The 18,932-nt window shown below is 63.8% G+C and carries 21 protein-coding genes; 8 read left to right on the forward strand and 13 right to left on the reverse strand.

All coding sequences use genetic code 11. From position 1 onward, the window contains the following. Window positions 1–22: 22 nt before the first annotated feature. From Q0844_RS05540 to Q0844_RS05550, 3 genes are all read right to left on the reverse strand, one after another. Entirely contained in the window at window positions 23–1,585 is a 1,563-nt protein-coding gene (locus tag Q0844_RS05540; protein ID WP_299042905.1) for a trimethylamine methyltransferase family protein, read from the reverse strand. A gap of 117 nt (window positions 1,586–1,702) precedes the next feature. Next, complete coding sequence (locus Q0844_RS05545) at window positions 1,703–2,398, reverse strand: HAD family hydrolase (RefSeq protein WP_299042906.1); 696 nt, start codon at window positions 2,396–2,398, stop codon at window positions 1,703–1,705. Window positions 2,399–2,415: 17 nt separating this feature from the next. Further along, window positions 2,416–2,700, reverse strand: a complete 285-nt coding sequence (locus tag Q0844_RS05550) for a DUF3572 domain-containing protein (protein ID WP_299042908.1) — start codon at window positions 2,698–2,700, stop codon at window positions 2,416–2,418. A gap of 95 nt (window positions 2,701–2,795) precedes the next feature. On the opposite strand from Q0844_RS05550, the gene Q0844_RS05555 reads away from it, so the two are divergent. Beyond that, window positions 2,796–4,193 carry a diguanylate cyclase gene (locus tag Q0844_RS05555; RefSeq protein ID WP_299042910.1) on the forward strand — a complete coding sequence of 466 codons (1,398 nt, stop codon included), beginning with the start codon at window positions 2,796–2,798 and terminating at the stop codon, window positions 4,191–4,193. 11 nt (window positions 4,194–4,204) lie between these two features. Here Q0844_RS05555 and Q0844_RS05560 read toward each other — a convergent pair whose 3' ends face one another. The 4 genes from Q0844_RS05560 to Q0844_RS05575 are packed head-to-tail and all read right to left on the reverse strand — an operon-like array spanning window position 4,205 to window position 6,158. Then, window positions 4,205–4,696: a periplasmic heavy metal sensor gene (locus Q0844_RS05560; protein ID WP_299042911.1), complete on the reverse strand. Its 492-nt coding sequence runs from the start codon at window positions 4,694–4,696 to the stop codon at window positions 4,205–4,207. A gap of 2 nt (window positions 4,697–4,698) precedes the next feature. Beyond that, a complete protein-coding gene (locus tag Q0844_RS05565; protein ID WP_299042913.1) occupies window positions 4,699–5,064 on the reverse strand; it encodes a hypothetical protein in 366 nt (121 codons plus the stop codon). A 5-nt stretch (window positions 5,065–5,069) separates the two neighbouring features. Continuing rightward, on the reverse strand, window positions 5,070–5,657 hold the full coding sequence (locus Q0844_RS05570) for an RNA polymerase sigma factor (RefSeq protein ID WP_299042915.1): 588 nt from the start codon (window positions 5,655–5,657) through the stop codon (window positions 5,070–5,072). Window positions 5,658–5,714: 57 nt separating this feature from the next. Continuing rightward, window positions 5,715–6,158, reverse strand: coding sequence for an EF-hand domain-containing protein (locus tag Q0844_RS05575; RefSeq protein ID WP_299042917.1), 444 nt, complete (start codon window positions 6,156–6,158; stop codon window positions 5,715–5,717). A gap of 214 nt (window positions 6,159–6,372) precedes the next feature. On the opposite strand from Q0844_RS05575, the gene Q0844_RS05580 reads away from it, so the two are divergent. Next, window positions 6,373–6,771 carry a DUF983 domain-containing protein gene (locus Q0844_RS05580; RefSeq protein ID WP_299042919.1) on the forward strand — a complete coding sequence of 133 codons (399 nt, stop codon included), beginning with the start codon at window positions 6,373–6,375 and terminating at the stop codon, window positions 6,769–6,771. A 39-nt stretch (window positions 6,772–6,810) separates the two neighbouring features. Then, on the forward strand, window positions 6,811–7,506 hold the full coding sequence (locus Q0844_RS05585) for an NUDIX hydrolase (RefSeq protein WP_299042921.1): 696 nt from the start codon (window positions 6,811–6,813) through the stop codon (window positions 7,504–7,506). Here Q0844_RS05585 and Q0844_RS05590 read toward each other — a convergent pair. Next, window positions 7,503–8,405: a DMT family transporter gene (locus Q0844_RS05590; protein ID WP_299042924.1), complete on the reverse strand. Its 903-nt coding sequence runs from the start codon at window positions 8,403–8,405 to the stop codon at window positions 7,503–7,505. The two genes, Q0844_RS05585 and Q0844_RS05590, sit on opposite strands and share 4 nt — an antisense overlap. A gap of 16 nt (window positions 8,406–8,421) precedes the next feature. Then, window positions 8,422–9,315 carry a fatty acid desaturase gene (locus tag Q0844_RS05595; RefSeq protein WP_299042926.1) on the reverse strand — a complete coding sequence of 298 codons (894 nt, stop codon included), beginning with the start codon at window positions 9,313–9,315 and terminating at the stop codon, window positions 8,422–8,424. A 134-nt stretch (window positions 9,316–9,449) separates the two neighbouring features. Between Q0844_RS05595 and Q0844_RS05600 the strand changes: the two genes are divergently transcribed. Next, window positions 9,450–10,310: a helix-turn-helix transcriptional regulator gene (locus Q0844_RS05600; RefSeq protein ID WP_299042929.1), complete on the forward strand. Its 861-nt coding sequence runs from the start codon at window positions 9,450–9,452 to the stop codon at window positions 10,308–10,310. A 79-nt stretch (window positions 10,311–10,389) separates the two neighbouring features. Here Q0844_RS05600 and Q0844_RS05605 read toward each other — a convergent pair whose 3' ends face one another. From Q0844_RS05605 to Q0844_RS05620, 4 genes are all read right to left on the reverse strand, one after another. Beyond that, complete coding sequence (locus Q0844_RS05605) at window positions 10,390–11,865, reverse strand: carnitine 3-dehydrogenase (RefSeq protein WP_299042931.1); 1,476 nt, start codon at window positions 11,863–11,865, stop codon at window positions 10,390–10,392. A gap of 15 nt (window positions 11,866–11,880) precedes the next feature. Then, a complete protein-coding gene (locus Q0844_RS05610) occupies window positions 11,881–12,201 on the reverse strand; it encodes a hypothetical protein (protein WP_299042932.1) in 321 nt (106 codons plus the stop codon). A 79-nt stretch (window positions 12,202–12,280) separates the two neighbouring features. Continuing rightward, window positions 12,281–13,195 (reverse strand): 3-keto-5-aminohexanoate cleavage protein, encoded by a 915-nt coding sequence (locus Q0844_RS05615; protein ID WP_299042933.1) that lies wholly within the window; start codon window positions 13,193–13,195, stop codon window positions 12,281–12,283. 112 nt (window positions 13,196–13,307) lie between these two features. Then, the gene (locus tag Q0844_RS05620) at window positions 13,308–14,351 is read right to left on the reverse strand and encodes an aldo/keto reductase (RefSeq protein WP_299042934.1); all 1,044 of its coding nucleotides are present in this window, start codon (window positions 14,349–14,351) and stop codon (window positions 13,308–13,310) included. Between the two features lie 126 nt (window positions 14,352–14,477). Between Q0844_RS05620 and Q0844_RS05625 the strand changes: the two genes are divergently transcribed. From Q0844_RS05625 to metG, 4 genes are all read left to right on the forward strand, one after another. After that, window positions 14,478–15,119, forward strand: a complete 642-nt coding sequence (locus Q0844_RS05625) for a hypothetical protein (RefSeq protein ID WP_299042935.1) — start codon at window positions 14,478–14,480, stop codon at window positions 15,117–15,119. 63 nt (window positions 15,120–15,182) lie between these two features. Further along, window positions 15,183–15,779: a YceI family protein gene (locus tag Q0844_RS05630; protein ID WP_299042937.1), complete on the forward strand. Its 597-nt coding sequence runs from the start codon at window positions 15,183–15,185 to the stop codon at window positions 15,777–15,779. A 66-nt stretch (window positions 15,780–15,845) separates the two neighbouring features. Continuing rightward, window positions 15,846–17,069, forward strand: a complete 1,224-nt coding sequence (locus Q0844_RS05635) for an MFS transporter (RefSeq protein WP_299042939.1) — start codon at window positions 15,846–15,848, stop codon at window positions 17,067–17,069. Window positions 17,070–17,129: 60 nt separating this feature from the next. Continuing rightward, window positions 17,130–18,842: a methionine--tRNA ligase gene (gene metG / locus Q0844_RS05640; protein ID WP_299042941.1), complete on the forward strand. Its 1,713-nt coding sequence runs from the start codon at window positions 17,130–17,132 to the stop codon at window positions 18,840–18,842. Window positions 18,843–18,932: the final 90 nt, after the last annotated feature.

Genomic DNA, 18,932 nt, shown 5'->3' on the forward strand with positions numbered 1-18,932 from the left:
CGTATTTTTGGGCCCGCACGGCTCAGAAATCGGTCGGCGCACCGCCTTCGGCTTTCCGGCGGGCCACGAAATCCGCCAATTCCTCGCGAATGCCTGCGTCCATGTCCGGGGCCTCGAAACTGCCAATGATGTCCTTGAACATCCCGTGCGCCCGCTCGGGTGTCCACACGGCACCCGCCGCCTCCCAGCCTTCATAGTTCTTCCAGTCGCTCAGGAAGGGTTGGTAGAACGCGGTGGTGTACCTGTCCTGCGTATGCTGAATACCAAAGAAATGGCCATCATTTCCCACCGACTTGATGGCATCCAGTGCAATCTCATCAGGTCCGGTCGCGACAAGGCTGGGGTCCATATAGCGTTGAATTTGCTGCAGGATTTCGCAATCCATGATGAACTTCTCGGGGCTGGCGATCAGACCGCCCTCAAGCCAGCCTGCCGCATGATACACCATGTTCGTGCCGGACTGCACCGCGGCCCACAGGCTGTTGGATGTCTCCCACATGGCCTGACCGTCCGGCACGTTGGCAGCGCACACGCCCGACGACCGCATGGGCAACCCGTAAAGGCGCGCCAACTGGCCCGTCATCTGGGTGGCCCGCATGTACTCGGGCGTGCCAAAGGCAGGCGCGCCCGATTTCATGTCCACGTTCGATGTAAAGGTGCCAATGGCGCAGGGCGCACCGGGCGCTACGTACTGAAACAGCGCGATGGCGCACAGGGCCTCGGCAATGGACTGCGCCACTGCGCCCGCCATCGTAACGGGGGCCATCGCGCCAGCAAGGGTAAAGGGGGTGACGACAACCGCCTGACCGCGCCGCACCAACCGCAGACAGCCATCGATCATCGGATGATCATGCTTGAGCGGCGAGGTCGAATTGATGTTGGTGTACATCCGCGGCGTTGCTTCGAACTCTTCATGGGTTAGACCGCTGGCGATGCGCACCATCTCCATCACGTCCTCGACCCGTTCCTTGCCCAACGAATAGGCGTGCATGACCTTGTCCGTCAGCGTCAACTTGTCATAGAGCACGTCAAGGTGGCGCACACTGGCGTGGAGGTCGACAGGTTCGACCGGATAGCCGCCCGCGAAGTGGATGCAGTTGAAATACTGTGTCAGTTTCAAAAGATTGGCACACATCTCGCGCGTGCCGGGGACCTTCGTGCCGATCGCCAAATCCCAGTAGTTCGGGGGCGACGACACGTTGCCAAACAAAAGATGCCGCCCGCCGACGGTGATCTTGCGGTCCGGGTTCCGCGGCGTCAGGGTGAACTGCGACGGCGCCTTGCCCACCATTTCCATGACGAAATGCCGATCCATACGCACGATATCGCCATCGATGCTGCATCCGGCCTCGCGCAGGATCTCCAGGGCCTCTTCGTTCAGAAACTGAACACCGATCTCTTCAAGGATGCGCATCGCGCCCTCGTGAATGGCGGCAACGCCTTCGGGGCTCAGTGGTTCGACCGGGGCGTCGGTGATCACGGGCGGGTTCCACGGCATCTGCTCGATCACGGCCCCGCCACGCCGGGCGGCTGCCCCGGCCCGGCCACCGCCGCGTGTTCTGCGCCGTGTCGCTGTGTCTGCCATTGTGTGATCCCCATGTATCGCGTGTGACATCAAACACACCTCAGAGCGGGGCGACCCACATTTCCATTTGCGACGGACCGTGTCGTTTTTCCAGCGGCAAGGGCCGTTTACGCGTTCTCAGCGGGCCGCGACCCGATCCAGCCAGGCAGGCAACGCGCCAATGTCGGGCAGAACGGTATCGGCATGCGGGGCCAGCACGTCTTTTGGGGCCAGCCCGGTCAGCACGGCAACGGTGCGCATGCCCGCGGCACGCCCCGCCATCAGGTCATGGGTGCTGTCGCCCACCATCACAACGGCCTCGGCAGGCACGTCCAATTCGGCACAGAACGCCAAGAGCTGACCGGGCGCAGGTTTGCCGCCAAAGCCGCTGTCGCTGCCTGCAATGAAATCAAACAAGGGGGCAATACCCGCCGATTGCAAATGCGCCTGTGCCGGGGCCTCGGCATCATTGGTGGCAACGCCCAGAACCAGGCCGCGCGCGCGCAGGTGCGTCAGCAACGGCAGCAGCGGGACGGCTTCGGCCTGAGGTGCGCGCGCCGCTTCCGCATTCAGAAGCGCGACAAGCGCATCGCGGGACATGTCCGGGAAAAAGGGACGCAAATCGTCCGCAATCTCAGCCGGGGTTCCGGCGATGACAACGCTGTCCGGGGCAAACCGACGCTGAGCAAGGTCAAAGCCGATGGCCGCGCCTGCGCGCATCGCCAAGTGTTGATCCCCGCCGGCAGCCCGGCGCAGGAACGCGGCGGCCCATGCCTCCCACGTGGTGGTAAAATCGAAAAGCGTGCCGTCCTTGTCAAAGATGATGCCTTGCACGGGGGGGCCAGACGGCGTCACGTCCAATGCACATCCCCCCCTCCGGGCAATGCCATGCGCGCACGCATCGGCGCGTCATAAGACAGACCGCTGGCATCGCAGAAGGATTTCACCCATGTATCATCCATCATGATGAAATCCAAAAGCGCACCCAGAAAGGCCGGATCGGACACGCCTGCGCGCATATCTGCCTCGCTGGCGCCGGTGGCGCCCAGGAACACGGGCAGCAATTCCGCGTTGCCGGCCATCCAGGCAACCGCCTGCAATCCGACAACTTCGGCGGATTCTCGCGAATGGGACATCACGTTTGTGCCTTTGCAGTCTCGTGGAAACGCTTTGTTAACCTAAACGATCAAAAACCGAATGCACGGCTTTTGTAACGAATTGGAAACGCCTCATGCACGGCAAGGTCCTTCTTATTGACCCGATCGCGACCAACCGCATCGTGCTGCGCGTCAAATTGGCGGCCAGCCACTACCACATGACGCAGGCAGCCTCGATCGCCGATGCGATGCAGGTGCTGTCCCAGGACCTGCCTGACCTGATCCTGTGCGCAACCGATTTGCCGGACGGCGATCCGCTCCGGCTGTTGCGGCGCATGCGCAAGACGGGGTTGACGGGAAAGGTGCCGGTCATCGCCCTCAGCGGATGCGATGACGACAGCGAACGGCTGCGCCTCTTGGCCGGCGGGGTCGATGACGTCATGCAAAAGCCCATCAACGACGCCCTGTTGCTGGCGCGCACGCGGTCGATCATTCGTGCCTATGCAACGGCCAGCGAATGGACGCTGCGCGAAGGCACGTCGCGTGCGCTTGGCTTTGCCGAGGCGGCGGATGCGTTCGCCCCGTCCCAGACGGTGCGGATCATCGCGCGTGATCCGGCAGCGGCTGAACCATGGTCGTCGGCGCTTGCCAACCGGATTTCTGCCCGGATCACCTATGCCAAGCCCGCCACCGCCGTCGATGATATCGAGCCGGGGTCCCCGCCTGACGCGCTGGTTCTGGTTGTGGGGCCACACGAAGGCACGCAGATGCTGCAATTGCTTGCAACGGTGCGCAGCCAGGCCAGCACGCGCCACTGCGCCATTCTGGGCGTGATCGGGCCCGAGGACATGACGCTTGGCGCGCAGATGCTGGACATGGGCGCAAATGACCTGATCCGCCACACGCGATCAGCCGACGAATTGGCGGTGCGCCTGGATGCGTTGCTGCGCCGCAAGCGCGTGACGGATGCGCTGCGCGATACCGTACGGTCGGGGATCGAAGCCGCGGTGATTGACCCGCTGACGGGCCTGCACAACCGCCGCTATGCCATGCCCCACCTGACGCGGATTGCCGACCGGGCCACGCGCACCGGCAAACCCTATGCCGTGATGGTTGCCGACATGGACCATTTCAAGCGGATCAATGACACCTATGGCCATGCCGCCGGTGACGCCGTGCTGATCGAAACGGCGCGCAGGCTGCGGGAAAACCTGCGCGCCGTCGACCTTGTGGCCCGGATCGGGGGCGAAGAATTCCTGATCGTTCTGCCGGGTGCAGGGCTGAGCGATGCGCGCAAGGCGGCCAAGCGGATGTGCCGGATCATTGAAACCACAGCCTTCGATGTGCCGGGCCAGACGGCGCCCATTACGGTGACCATGTCCATCGGGATGACCGTGGTCGATCCTGGGCGCGGCGCCAAGTCTTCGGACGCGCACACGCCACAGGCCCTGCTGGATCGCGCGGACAAGGCGCTTTACGGCGCCAAGGCCGAAGGGCGCAACCGCGTCACGCTCAGCCGTCCGGCGGCGTAACGGCCGCTTGATCAGTCGCGCTTGCCCGGCCCGGGCCGGCCGCGCCCCCCTCTCGAGATCACCTCCTGCACCCGTTGCGCGTAGGCGCGCCGGTCCTGCACCGACATGGCCGCAACTTTTTCCAGCCATGCAGACTGGGCCACCGATTGCACCTGTCCGACACTCGCGGCCTGCCGCGCCAGAACCGCCCTGACCGCCGCGGTGTCAAGCGTGTCAGCGGACAGCAAATCCAGCATGTCGCGATAGGTGGCCCTGCGGGCGCTGCGCCCCGGCAGATCGGGATCATTGCGCACCGCACCAAAGACCGCGCGCCGGTCCTCCTTGGGCAACGCCAGCACATACGGCATCGCATAACCCATGCCCGGGCCCTTTCCACCCAAGGGCCCACCGCGCACCGCGAGCCCCACAACCAGCCCCGCCACGGCCAGGTTGATGGCCAACGACAGCGTCAGCAGGACCTTGACCCACAAGGGGACGCGCCGTGTGATATCTGTGTCCGCCATTCCTACCCCTCCTCCAGGGCCCAGCCAAAGGCATCAAGACCAAGGTCGGTGTCATAATCCGCGTCGTATCCAAGGGTCCACAGCGCATCGACACCGGTTGTGTCCAAGGCGCCCAGGCCAATGACAAATCCGGTCGCCGTGGCCGCGACAAGACCGCCAACAGCGCCCCATCCCCCCAAGCCACCTATGATCTGTCGCCACATCCGCGCCTGGGGGCGGCCACCTCCTGGCGCGGGCAGATGGGCCTGCGCATCGGCCAACACACGGGCCATCAGATCCGGCGAAGGCTCCGGCACGGGCAGGGCCGACATGTCGTCCAGCATCGCTTCGATCCGGTCGGGGCCAGGTGATTTGGAACCTTGGGTCATATCCATCATCCTTCATATCCAAGGGCGGATTCCCGCCCTTTCAATGCGCTGGCCAGGGCACGTTTGGCGCGCGCTGTCAGGCTTTCCACGGCTTCGACGCTGACACCCAACGCCTCGGCAATCTCCGGGTTCGATGCGCCCTCGAAATGGCGCAGGGTCAGGGCCAGCCGCTGTCGTTCGGGCAAGACGGCCATGGCGTCGCGCACCGCAGCATGGCGTGCCGTGTCTTGCAGACGGGCTTCGGCACCCGGTGCCGGATCTTCGGGTTCGGCCACGTCCTCCAGCGGAATGCCCGCGCGCGGCCGCTTGCGCAAGCGGTCCGTGCACAGGTTGGACACAACGCGGAACACCCATGTCGACACCTGCGCCTCGCCGCTGCGCCAATCCGGTGCCATGCGCCACAGACGCAACATGGCCTCTTGCGTCACGTCCTCGGCCTCGGCCCGGTCGCCCAGCATGCGAAAGGCCTGCGCCTGCGCCCGCGGCACCAGCCGCACCGTCAATGCACGTGCCGCCGCCGCATCGCCCCGCGCATAGCGCAGCAGCAATGCGGCGTCATCCTCGTGGGATTGGGCGTCAAATGGCATCGTCATCGTCCCGGAACACTGCCCGGCCCCACCCCAGCAAACAAGGGATGGGGCCAAACGGCTTCAGTTGTCGCGCAACCTGGGACCGCGCTTGCGGAATTCCGCGCGCGCCTGCTCGAACTCTTCTTGCGAAATGCCGCCGCTGTTGTCTGCATCCAGACGGTCAAAGAACCGGGCCGGATCACGGCGGGTGTTCTGCATTTCCTCGACAGACAGCTTGCCATCTTCGTTGGCATCAAGGCGCGACAGGACACGTTCGGCACGCGCCTTGGCACGGTCCGCGCTGCGTGCTTCCAGTTCAGCCAACGACAAAAACCCGTCGCCGTCCGTGTCGGCACCGTCAAAGCGCGCCTGGGCGCTGGCCTGCATTTCCTGCAGGGTCACTTCCCCGCTGCCATCGGCATCCAGGGCCGAAAAGTCGGGACCGCGGTCGCGTGCCATGGCGGACATTGTGGTCAGCCCGATGGCTGCGGCGGCGATGGCGGCGATAAAGGTACTGCGTTGCATGGATCATTCTCCGTTCTTGCCTCTGCGGCAGCAGGATCATCCTGCCACCCTATGCCCCTTCAAACGCCCCCCGGGCCCGGTTCCGTCGAAAAAAGTTTTGGCGGCCGCCCTGACCTGCCCCGGCGAACGCGACATCGGGACGCAAGGACAGATTGCGCCATTCCGTTTCGCCATCCACCCCGGCACAGTTCCACCATTCAGAAAGGCGTATGCCATGCGACCCGAGCAGACCAGCTTTACCAATGCCCCGCAACGGCGCCTGCGGCCCGCGCTTTTGCGTGGGTGGCGGCGCAGATGCCCCCGGTGTGGCAACGGGCACCTGCTCAAAGGGTACCTGAAGCTTGGTGCCACCTGTCCGGTCTGCAAGCTGGACTACACCCACGCGCGGGCAGATGATGGACCTGCCTATCTGACAATCCTGCTGGTTGGGCACCTCATGGCGCCCCTGCTGCACCTGGTCTTTGTCACGTGGCGGCCGGAACCCCTGGTGCTGTTCACGATTTTTGCGGTTGGCTGCGTGGGCCTGTCGCTTTACCTTCTGCCACGGCTCAAGGGGGCCATCGTGGGGTTCCAATGGGCCAGGCAGATGGGCGGCTTCGGCCCCGCCGGGTAGGCAACGCCCCGGCGCGGAAACCGGCCAAGAAGGGGCGACATGACACCTCAGGACAAAACCCAGATCCGCAATGCCGCGACCGTGATCGTGCTGCGCGACCGCTTGACGACACCGCGCATCCTGATGGGCCAGCGCGGGGCCAAGGCGGTGTTCATGCCGAACAAGTTCGTCTTTCCCGGTGGCGCGGTTGACGCGGACGACCACCATATCCCGCTGGCCACGCCGCTGACGGCTCCAAACGACGCGCGTCTTGCCGAAGACGGGGATGCCGCCCTTGTGCCGGCCCTGGCCGCCGCCGCCATTCGCGAGCTGTTCGAGGAAACGGGCCAGGTCCTGGGCGCACCGGGCGCATGGCCGGATGCGCCCGCCGACTGGACGCAGTTTGCGGCCACCGGTCACCGCCCCCACGCCGCCCCCCTTCAGTTCGTCTTTCGGGCGTTGACCCCGCCGGGTCGGCCCCGCCGCTTCGATGCACGGTTTTTCCTGATTGATGCCGATGACCTTGCCTCGGATCCCGACGATTTCTCGCAGGCCTCGGACGAGCTGTCGCATCTGCAATGGGTTGGGCTGGACGATGTGCGCGGCTTCGACATGCCCTTTATCACCGAGGTTGTGCTGGCCGAAATTGCCGCCCGCGTTGCGGACCGGGCACCGCCAGCCAGCGTGCCCTATTTCAGGAACGATGACGAAGAAAGCCTGTTCCTGCGCCTGCGCGGACACAAGATGCCAGACTAGATCACCGTGATCAAAAGCAGGATCGAGGCCAGCAACACAGCCATGCCCAACCCTTCGCGCACCGTGATCTTTTCCTTGAAAATCAAGACACTCACCAGCGCGCTCATCACCAGCTCGACCTGACCGACGGCATTCACGTAGGCCGCGTTTTGCAAGGTGAAGGCGGTGAACCAGCAAAATGATCCGGCCATGGACATCAGCCCCACCCACACCGCGATGCGCCGCGCCGCCCACACCGCAGCCACTTGCCCCGGGTCGCGCCACCGCAACCACACCAGCATGGCAACGGTCTGCATGGCGGTGACAGCCGCCAGTGTCACGCCCGCCCGCGCCAGCGGATCGGACAGTTCAAGGCTGAGCGACGCCCCGCGATAGCACACGCCCGACACGGCAAAGAACAACCCCGCCATCAGCCCCAGCGCGGTTGACCGATTGGCCAGGTCCCGCCATCCCCACCGCACCATGTCCGGCGGCGCCGACAAAAGCAGCACTCCGACAAGGCCCAGGCCAATGGCGGCAAAGCCCATCGGGCTGACCACATCCCCCAACAGGACCCAACCAACCAGCACGGCCTGCATGACCTCGGTTTTCTTGAACGTGATCCCCACCGCGAAATTGCGCGCCTGGAACAGGCGCACGGTCGCGACGGTCGCAAGGATCTGGGCCAGCCCGCCCATGGCGCCATATCCCCAGAACGCCACGCCGAACCGGGGCCAGGCCTGCGCCGTGGCACCCATGTAGATAAGGATCAGAACCGCAACCAGGGGCGACGAATAGAGGAACCGCGCCAACGTGGCGCCTGTCGCGCTCAACGTGCCCAGCGACAACTGGCGCTGCAGCATGAAGCGCAACGTCTGAAACAGGGCCGCAGCCACCGTAATCGGGATCCAGAGGGTCATGGCCCTTAATGGCTGCTCAGTGATCCGGGGACCAGAGCGGATGCGGCACGGGGTCCTTGCCCTTCAGGAAGTGTCGCACGAACACCTCGCGATAGGAGGCATAGCGATAGCCCTCGTTGCAGGTCAGATACCGATCCCGGTTCGCGCGGTAGAGGCCGGGCAAGCGGTACCAGGGCACCCGTGGATGCATGTGATGCACAACGTGGAAGTTGTTGTTCAGAAAGAGAAACGCCAAAACGCCGCGGTCTTCGACAATAACGGTCCGGCCGCGCGCGCGCGCATGGGCCTGATGTTCCAGGAACGTCCGTATCTTCAGGATCGACACAGCCGCATAGCACGCCACAAGGTACAGCCACACAGGCATCGGGCTGGCCCAGACCACCGCCAGCACAAGAACGACACCGGGCACATGCAACAGCCAACCACGCAGCACCTGTCGGTCACCGCGCAGGATCGCGCCTACGTCCTGTCGTACAAAGCTGACCTGCGCCACAATCGGCCCCAGCACCATCCGGCCCGCCAGCGTGTTGTTCACCTGCAAGACAAGGCGCAGGATACCGGGCATCCGCGCCCAGACGGCCGGGTCCACATAGTTGGTTTCGGGATCGTCATAAGGGTCCGTCAGGTTCGCATCCTGATGATGCGCCAGATGCGTGTCCCGAAACCGCAGATAGGGGATGAACAGACCGGGGTTCACGACCACCAGCATCTCGCTTGCGATCCGGGACGGGAACGGGTGGCCGTGCAGCACCTCGTGCGTGATCGACGCGTGCAACGCCAGGACAAGGGCCAACAGGATCACCGCCCAGCCACCGGGCAGCACAAACACCGCAACACCCCACAACACGACACATCCAGACCAAAGCCCCAGCGTGATCCATTCGATCTGCAACGGTCGATCAAAGGGCAAGCGTCGGGAGGACCGGCGGGCGGGCATTGTCAAATCTCCGAGAAATGCAGTGCGGTCACGCTAGCGTGATCAAGGACCGCCGCGAATTCCGAATTGAGTTAACATTCTTGGCAGACGCAGATAAATATCATCATATGTTGGAAATAGTAGACAAACGGCTCCGCGCCGCGCAATTCCGCACCCGACTGGCGCGCGCCATGCGGGACCAGAACATGTCCCAAAGCGCGCTGGCGCGCCTGATCGGGACAGACCGCTCTACCATCAGCCAGGCGCTGAACGACGATGGCGCGCGCCTGCCGGGCGCGCAGGTGGTCGGGGCCTGTGCGCAGGCGCTTGGCATTTCCGCGGACTGGCTGCTAGGCCTGTCGGACCGACCCGAAAGTGCCGCGGCCCTGACCGCCGCCGCCCTCACGCTGACCGAAGCCCCCCGCGCCCTGATCGACGAACGGATCTTCTCGTGGCATCAAGAGGCCGCAGGGTACAAGATCCGCCACGTCCCCGCCGGACTGCCCGACATGCTGAAAACGCAGGACATGCTCGAGTGGGAGTATCGCCCGCATCTGGGCCGCACGACAACACAGGCCATCAACGCCTCGCGGGATCGATTGAACTGGATGCGATCCGCCCAATCCGACTATGAAATCGCCCTGCCGATCTACGAATTGCACAGCTTTGCCACGGGCACAGGCTATTACGCCGATCTGCCGGCGGACATTCGGCACCAGCAACTGGATCAACTGCTTGATCTGTCCAACCAGCTCTACCCAAGGCTGCGGCTCTATCTCTTTGATCAACGCAAACTGTATTCGGCCCCCATCACCCTCTTCGGCCCGTTGCTGGCGGTGATCTATACCGGCGGGCACTACATGGCTTTCCGCGACCGCGAGCGGATCGAAACCCTGTCACTGCATTTCGACACGCTGATCCGTCAGGCCTCGTTCACGGCACGCGATTTCCCGCATCACCTCGACAGCCTGCGCACCCTGGTTGCCTGAGGCGACACGGGCCGTGGCGAAGCGGACGGACGGTCAAGACGGGAACGCGCCGTCAGGCGCTCAATCGGATCACATCCGCCTAGGGGCGCTGCCCCACGGCGCGACCAGCGCCCTCCGGCACCGGCAATCCCGCATGGGCCTGCGCAATGCGCGCCAACGCGTGGACAATCGCGGGTGCAGGCTCGGACGGGCGGCGCGTCTCCAGGCTGACATGAAGCAGGAAATGCTCCCCAGTCGCGAGCAGCCGCGTGCCATCAAACATCTCGTGGAACAGGTGCAGCTTTTTGTCGGCCCCGGCCAGAACGCGCGTGCGCACCTCGATCAGGGTGCCCGCATGCACCTCGTCCACATGCCGGATATGGGTTTCGGCGGTAAAGTAGCTGCCGCCGGTGGCGATGTAATCGGCATCGCAGCCGATCAGCGCCATGAACCGGTCCGACGCATCGCCGAAGGCCTGCAAGTACCGTGCCTCGTTCATGTGGCCGTTGTAATCGGTCCAATCCAGCGGCACCGCGCGCCGCACTGTCAGAATGGGCTGGGTCACGTCATCCAGGGCATCTGCATGCGCGCCCAGAACGGTGCCCTCCCGCAACTGCGCCTCATGTGCGTTCATAACCGCGCCAGCGCCCCAATCGTTGGCCTTCAGGGCCCGCATCATGGCAACAAGATTGTCGTCGCGGGCCTTCAACATCTCGGGGATGGTCATGTGGCCGGATTGCGCGTCAGACTGACCTGCGATCAACTCCACCAGATCATCGGTGAACTCGGGCACATCCATCAACCTGGTCCACGGCCACTTCAGCGCGGGCCCGAACTGCGCCATGAAATGGCGCATCCCCGCCTCGCCGCCCGCGGTGCGATAAGTGTCAAACAACCCCATCTGGGCCCAGCGGATGCCAAAGCCCATGCGAATGGCCTCGTCGATCTCTTCGGTCGTGGCGACCCCGTCCTTGACCAGCCACAGCGCCTCGCGCCAGACCGCCTCAAGGAACCGATCCGCGATATGCGCGTCGATTTCCTTGCGCACGCGCAACGGAAAATGACCCAGCGACCGCAAGATGGCTTCGGCCTTTTCCACCAACGCCGGATCGGTATGCGGCGATGGAACCACTTCGATCAACGGCATCAGATAGACCGGGTTGAATGGGTGACACACCATGATCTGTCCGGGCCGCGCGGCCCCGTCCTGCAACTCGCTGGGTTTGAAACCCGACGTGGACGATCCGATGACCGCATCGTCCGGGCACGCGGCCTGCACCTCCGCCAGCACCTTGTGCTTGATCTCCAGCCGTTCCGGCACGCTTTCCTGTATCCAGGTCACGCCGCTGACCGCCTCCGCCAGATCGGTGTGAAAACTCAGGCATCCTTCGGGGGGCAAGGCCACGTCGGTAAGGCTCGGCAACGCCCGGCGCGCCTGCGCCAGTACCGGCGCCAGCTTGGCCTCTGCGTCGGGGTCAAGGTCAAACACCCGCACATCCCAGCCGTTCAACAGGAACCGCGCGGCCCAACCGCCGCCAATCACGCCACCGCCGATGATGGCCGCCGTTTGTGTCATCTCGTTTGTCCTTCTCTACAGTCCGCCGGTATGGCTCGCGCCCCAAATCGCCGCCACCAGGGCAAAACTCAGCAGGAACACGGCACTTGCGATCATGTGGGGTCGGGTGCTGACCAGCCGCCCGATCAGGCTGCACAGCATCCCGAACAGAAGCGCGGCGATCACCGGGACCGAGACGCCCGCAAACGGCCCCAGGATCGGGGTCAGCACGAACAGACACGTCGCGACAATCAGTGTCCCCGCGATGCCCATCCACCACACGGCGCGGGCCGCAAGATAGGCCGTGCCCCCGGCGACAAGCGGCAATCCCCCAAGGACAAGCATGCCTGCCATCATCCGCCTTGCCCTCGGCAAGATGCACCCAAACGGTGTACGGGCTGTGCACACTCTGTGCACAGGGTGTGCACAGCGGATTTCACTGTTTCGGGGCCCGCTTGGTAAGGCCCAGTTTCTCCCGCACCTCTGCCGGTCCCATGACCCGCGCACCCATGTTGTCGATGATGGTGCACGCCCGTTCGACCAGGTGCCAGTTCTCGGCCAGCACCCCTTTTTCAAGCCACAGATTGTCCTCAAGCCCGACGCGCACATTGCCACCCGCCAGCACCGCCGCCGCGACATAGGCCATCTGGTTGCGCCCAAGGCCAAAGGCCGAAAAGGTCCAGTCCTCCGGCACGTTGTTGACCATCGCCATGAAGGTGTTCAGGTCATCCGGCGCGCCCCACGGCACGCCCATGCACAGCTGCACCAGGGCGGGCGCGTCCAGAACACCATCCTTAACCAGTTGTTTTGCATGCCAAAGATGCCCGGTATCAAAGGCTTCGATCTCTGGCTTCACGCCCAGTTCGGTCATCATCCGGCCCATGGCCGTCAACATGCCGGGCGTATTGGTCATGACGTAATCGGCCTCGGCAAAGTTCATCGTGCCGCAGTCGAGCGTGCAGATTTCCGGCAGGCATGCAGCCACGTGCGCCACCCGTTCGGTCGCGCCGATCATGTCGGTGCCCGCGTCTTTCAAAGGCAATGGCACCTCGGTGTCCCCGAACACCATGTCGCCCCCCATACCCGCGGTCAGGTTCAGGACAACATCGACGTCCGCATCCCGGATACGGTCCGTAACCTCCCGGTAATACTCAAGTTTCCGGCTGGGTGCGCCCGTGTCGGGATCACGGACATGACAATGCACCACCGCCGCTCCCGCCTTGGCTGCGGCAATGGCACTGTCGGCAATCTGCGCGGGCGAGCGGGGCACATGCGGGCTGCGGTCCTGCGTTCCGCCCGATCCGGTCACGGCACAGGTAATGAAAACCTCGCGGTTCATGGTCAACGGCATCGGTGTCCTCCCCGGTTTTGATGGCACTGTGTCATCGCGCCGTGCGCAGTCTTGTCCGAAAACGAAATACGGGGACCAATCCCGTCATTTTTCGCACCATGTGCGGCTGTATTCAGTACGGCATCGGGTGCGCGCGGTGCGCCATGTCCAGATCCGCCATCACCTCATCGCTGAGGGTCAGGTCAGCGGCACCAATGGCCACCTCAAGCTGATCCATGGTCGTTGCACCAAAGATGACCGAGCACATGAAGGGCCGCGTCACGCACCAGGCAAGCGCCATCTGGCTGGGGTCCAATCCGTGCTTGCGCGCCACGGCCAGATAGCCGTCCACCGCCTCGAACGCCCGCTCCGTCTTGCGCCCGCCCAGATCGGGGCTCAGCGACAGGCGTGACCCGGATGGCACGGCACCGCCCTGATACTTTCCGGTCAACAGCCCGGTCGCCAGCGGCGAAAAAGACAGCAGTCCGACATCCTCGTTCAGGCTCAGCTCGGCCATATCCGTGTCGTAGAGACGGCACATGAGCGAATATTCATTCTGAACCGAAGCGACACGTGGCCCGCCCGTCCGGTCGGCGGCAGCCAGCCATTGCGCTGTGCCCCATGCGCTTTCGTTGGACAGGCCGAAGGCACGGATGGTGCCGCGATCCACTTCGCGTTGCAGCGCGCCCAGGCAATCGTCCATGTTCTGGCGCACGGCGGCCGGATCCTGACCCGAGGGATCATAGGTCCAGTTTTGCCGGAACATGTAGCTGCCGCGATTGGGCCAGTGAAACTGATACAGGTCGATGTAATCGGTCTGAAGACGCCTCAGCGACCCTTCGACCGCGCCTGGTATGGTGTCGGCAGAGATATCGGCACCGTCGCGCACATGGCGCATACCGGCCCCGGAGTGTTTGGAGGCAAGGATCATCCTGTCCCGTGCGCCACCGCGTTCGAACCATTTGCCAATGATCTCTTCGGTGCGGCCAATCGTGTCCTTGGCGATCGGGTTGACGGGGTACATTTCGGCCGTGTCGACAAAGTCGATGCCGACCTCAAGCGCGCGGTCAATCTGGGCGTGACCTTCCTCTGTTGTGTTCTGTGTGCCCCAGGTCATCGACCCCAGGCACAGCGTTGACACCTCGATCCCGGTGCGGCCCAATGCGCGTCTTTCCATCCCGTGCCCTCCTGTCTTGGCGGCGCCGACCCTAACGGCGCTTTGCCGGGGGACAAGCCCAAAAAGCGGGGCGGCCCTTTCCAGTTCAGGATTGAGAACAAAATAAGAACATGTATACTCTGTCCCATGCCGCTCCCTGTTTCTCTTGCCCATCGGACCCGGACCCGCGAAACGCCTTGCCTGCCCCTTCTGCCCGACGGCGCACATCAGGGGTTGGGGCACGGACTGGCATTGGGCCGGGTGCACGAAGCCTGCGGGCCTGCCCGGCACCGCTTTGCCCTGTGGCTTGTGGCGCAGACCCGGGGGCCGGTCATCTGGATTACCCCGGATTGGGGCATCGAAACGCTGAACCCGTGCGGGCTCATGCCATTTGTCGACCCTGCCCGCCTGATCCTGGTGCATGCCAAGCGTCCCGATGATGTGTTGTGGAGTATGGAGGAAGTGTTGCGGTTCGGCACGGCCCCTTTAGCCATCGGTGATTTGCCGGGGCTGCCGGGGCTGACCCCGGTGCGGCGTATGCATCTGGCAGCGGAAAACGGGGGGGCGGGCAAGGGCAACGCACCTCTTGGCCTCTTGCTGACCCCTGGCATGGGCGGCGCGCAAGGGGTCGAAAGCCGCTGGCATCTGGCCCCCGATCACAGGGGCAGTCCCGGGCGCTGGCGGATGACACGGCTGCGGGCCCGCACGGCGCCCGAACAGGCCTGGGAAGTCACGCGGCACCCCGATCAGCCCCTGCCCCGCATCTCCGCTTCGATCAAGGCTGCGTGACATCCGACTAAATGCCGGGCGCGCGTGTTACCTATTCAACATGCTCGCGAAGAGGAGACCGACATGAACCGTCGTCACATGATGCTGGGTGCCCTCGCGGCCCTTGCCCCCATCAGCCCCGGCATCAGCTGGGCCGCGCCGACCCCCTACCGCCTGGCAACGGGCGGGGCGACCATCACGTATACCTTCATGCTGAACGGTGCGCCGGTCAAAGGCACGGTGCCGGTCAACCAGGCGGATCTCAGCATTGATCCCGGCAACCTGTCAGCATCGACCGCACTGGTCAGCGCGGATGTGCGCCGCGCCCGCACCGGGTTGATCTTTGCCACCGAAGCGCTGAAATCCGCTTCGGTGCTGGATGCCAAAACGCACCCCACCGCGCGGTTCAGATCAACACGCGTGACGCTTGGGCCCGGGGGCCGTATCTCGGACGGGGCCACGCTGGAAGGCGATCTGACGCTGCGTGGCGTGACCCGCCGCGTCAGGTTCGACGCCGGCCTGTTTCGCACCCGCGGCAGCAGCACGGATGACTTCAGCGCATTGACGGTCATGCTCAAGGGGCGGGTAAATCGCCGCGATTTCGGCGCCACGGGCTATGCCGATCTTGTCGAAGATACGGTCGGGATCGACATCGTCGCAGAAATCAGGGCAGCAGGCTGAAAACGACGCGCGCGCGTCGAATCCCCACTAGGCACTGACCGCAGACTGCGCCACAACGGGCGGGCCATGCGTATGCTCATTTCCTTCGCGGCCCTGTTTCTCTCGGTCATCCTGTTGCAACTCAGTTCGGGCGCGCTTGGTCCTCTGGATGCGTTGTCCGGCCTTGCCCTCGACTTTACGCGGCAAGAGATTGGCCTGCTTGGGTCCGCGCATTTTCTGGGGTTTTTCATCGGATGCTGGTGTGCACCGCGCCTGATGGGCAGCGTCGGCCACAGCCGCGCCTTTGCCGCGTTCACCGCAACCGGCGCCATCGGACTGATCGCACATATGATGATTGTCGATCCCGTCGCATGGGCCGTGATGCGGATCGCATCCGGCATGTGCGTTGCCGGGTGCTACACGGTGATCGAGGCGTGGTTGCAGGCCAAGGTCACCAATGAAACCCGCGGACGGACGATGGCGGTCTACCGTGTGATGGACATGGGCGCATCACTGGCCGCGCAGTTGGTCATCGGCGTGCTCGAACCGGCCAGCTATGTCAGCTACAACCTGCTGGCGATCGTGTGTTGCGCGGCGTTGCTGCCGCTGACCCTGACCAAGGTCAAGCAACCCGAGACGCCCACGGCCCCACGCCTGCGCCCGCGCCTTGCAGCCCAACGCTCGCCCCTGGCGGCCGCGGGGGTCATCGTGGCCGCGCTGTCCAGCGCATCTTTCCGCATGGTGGGGCCCATTTATGGGCAGGAAGTCGGGCTTTCGGCCCAGCAGATCGCCTGGTTCCTTGCGGCGTTCGTGCTGGGCGGGGCCCTGGCGCAATATCCCGTGGGTTGGCTTGCCGACAAATTTGACCGGCGCTGGGTCCTGATCTGGCTGTCAGCGGCTGCAATGGGCAGCTGCGCCGTCACCGCCCTTGCCACCGACCTGCAGCCCGCCGGGATCATGCTGACGGCTGGCGTCTTTGGCCTGACGACCTTTCCCATCTACTCGGTTGCCGCAGCGCACGCGCATGACTTTGCGGATACCTCGGAACGGGTCGAACTGTCCGCGGCCCTCATGTTCTATTTTGCATTGGGGGCAATTGCCGCGCCTCTTACCGCATCAGCCCTGATCGAAGCCTTTGGCCCGCCCGCGCTTTTTGCCATGATCGCCGTGGGGCACGGGGTTCTGATCGTCTTTGGGTTGGCACGAATGCGCGCACGCGCGACACCGGCTGAACGCACCCGCTATGTGTATGCGCCCCGCACATCGTTCCTGATCGGGCGGCTGACCGGGCGCAGCCGGGACAAGCGGTAAGAGGCCTTTTCCACGAGGCACCGCACTGTTACATGGGCCGCAACCATGCAAGGGCCGGATATGCAGCGTCATCTCATCACCTCAGCGATCCCCTATATCAACGGGATCAAACACCTTGGAAACCTTGTGGGCAGCCAGTTGCCCGCCGACCTGTACGCACGGTACCAACGCGCACGCGGGCACGAGGTGTTGTTTCTGTGTGCCACCGACGAACACGGCACACCGGCCGAGCTGGCGGCGGCAAAAGCAGGCAAACCTGTCGCCGAATATTGTGCCGAAATGCACGCCATTCAGGCGGAGATCGCCAAAGGGTTCCGACTTTCCTTTGACCATTTCGGACGCTCCTCGTCGCACCAGAACCATGCGCTGACCCAGCATTTCGCCGGGCGCCTGGCCGAGGCCGGGTTGATCCGGGAAGTCACTGAAAAGCAGGTCTATTCGCACACCGACGGCAGGTTCCTGCCTGATCGCTATATCGAGGGGACCTGCCCGAATTGCGGCTATGACAAAGCCCGCGGCGATCAATGCGAAAACTGCACCAAGCAGTTGGACCCGACGGACCTGATCGAACCGCGCAGCGCCATTTCCGGTTCAACCGATTTGGAAGTGCGCGAAACCAAGCACTTGTACCTGCGCCAATCGGCGTTGAAGGATGACCTGGATGCGTGGATCGACAGCAAGACCGATTGGCCCGTCCTGACCACCTCAATTGCCAAGAAATGGCTGCATGATGGCGACGGACTGCAAGACCGCGGGATCACGCGGGATCTGGATTGGGGCATCCCGGTCAAGCGTGGCGATGCGGATTGGCCGGGCATGGAGGGCAAGGTGTTTTACGTCTGGTTCGACGCGCCGATCGAATACATCGCCTGCGCGGGCGAATGGGCCGATGCGCAGGGCGGCGCCGATTGGGAACGGTGGTGGCGTACCGACAAGGGCGCGGATGATGTGCGCTATACCCAGTTCATGGGCAAGGACAACGTGCCGTTCCACACGCTCAGCTTCCCCGCAACTCTGCTGGGGTCGGGCGAACCGTGGAAGATGGTCGACCACCTCAAGTCGTTCAATTACCTCAACTATGATGGCGGCCAGTTCTCAACCAGCCAGGGGCGCGGCGTGTTCATGGATCAGGCGCTTGAATTGCTGCCTGCCGATTACTGGCGCTGGTGGCTGTTGTCGAATTGTCCCGAAACGTCGGATTCCGAATTTACATGGGACCTTTTCCAGCAAGGGGTGAACAAGGACCTGGCGGATGTTCTGGGCAATTTTGTCAGCCGGGTGACCAAGTTCTGCCGATCCAAATTCGGCGAAGAGGTTCCCGCGGGAGGGCAATACGGACCCGAGGAACATGCTTTGATCGCGGATCTGGACGCACGCATCGCCCGGTACGCTGGCTTCATGGACGCGATGGAGGTGCGAAAATCGGCACAGGAGTTGCGCGCAATCTGGGTGTCCGGCAATGAATATCTGCAGGCGGCAGCACCCTGGGCAACGATCAAGGAAGACAGTGACAAGGCCGCGATGCAAATACGCCTTGGCCTCAACCTGATCGCCCTTTATGCGACATTGTCTGCGCCCTTCATCCCGGATGCCGCCGCCCAGATGCACATTGCCTTGGGTGTCTCGGAGACGGATTGGCCGACTGCGTGCGCTGACGCACTGGACCTTTTGGCCGCTGGCGACAGCTTTGCAGTGCCCGACAACCTGTTCGCGAAAATCAGCGACGAGGATCGCGCCGCCTGGCAGGAAAAATTTGCAGGCATCCGCACCTGATCAAGTCATGGTGGTGCGTTTTGACACGACCACCCGCGCCGGGTGACCCGAAACCAGTTCAAGCCGCCTTGGCGCGCCATGCACGCATCG

It is taken from the genome of uncultured Tateyamaria sp., from assembly GCF_947503465.1.
In the GTDB taxonomy this organism is placed as follows: domain Bacteria; phylum Pseudomonadota; class Alphaproteobacteria; order Rhodobacterales; family Rhodobacteraceae; genus Tateyamaria.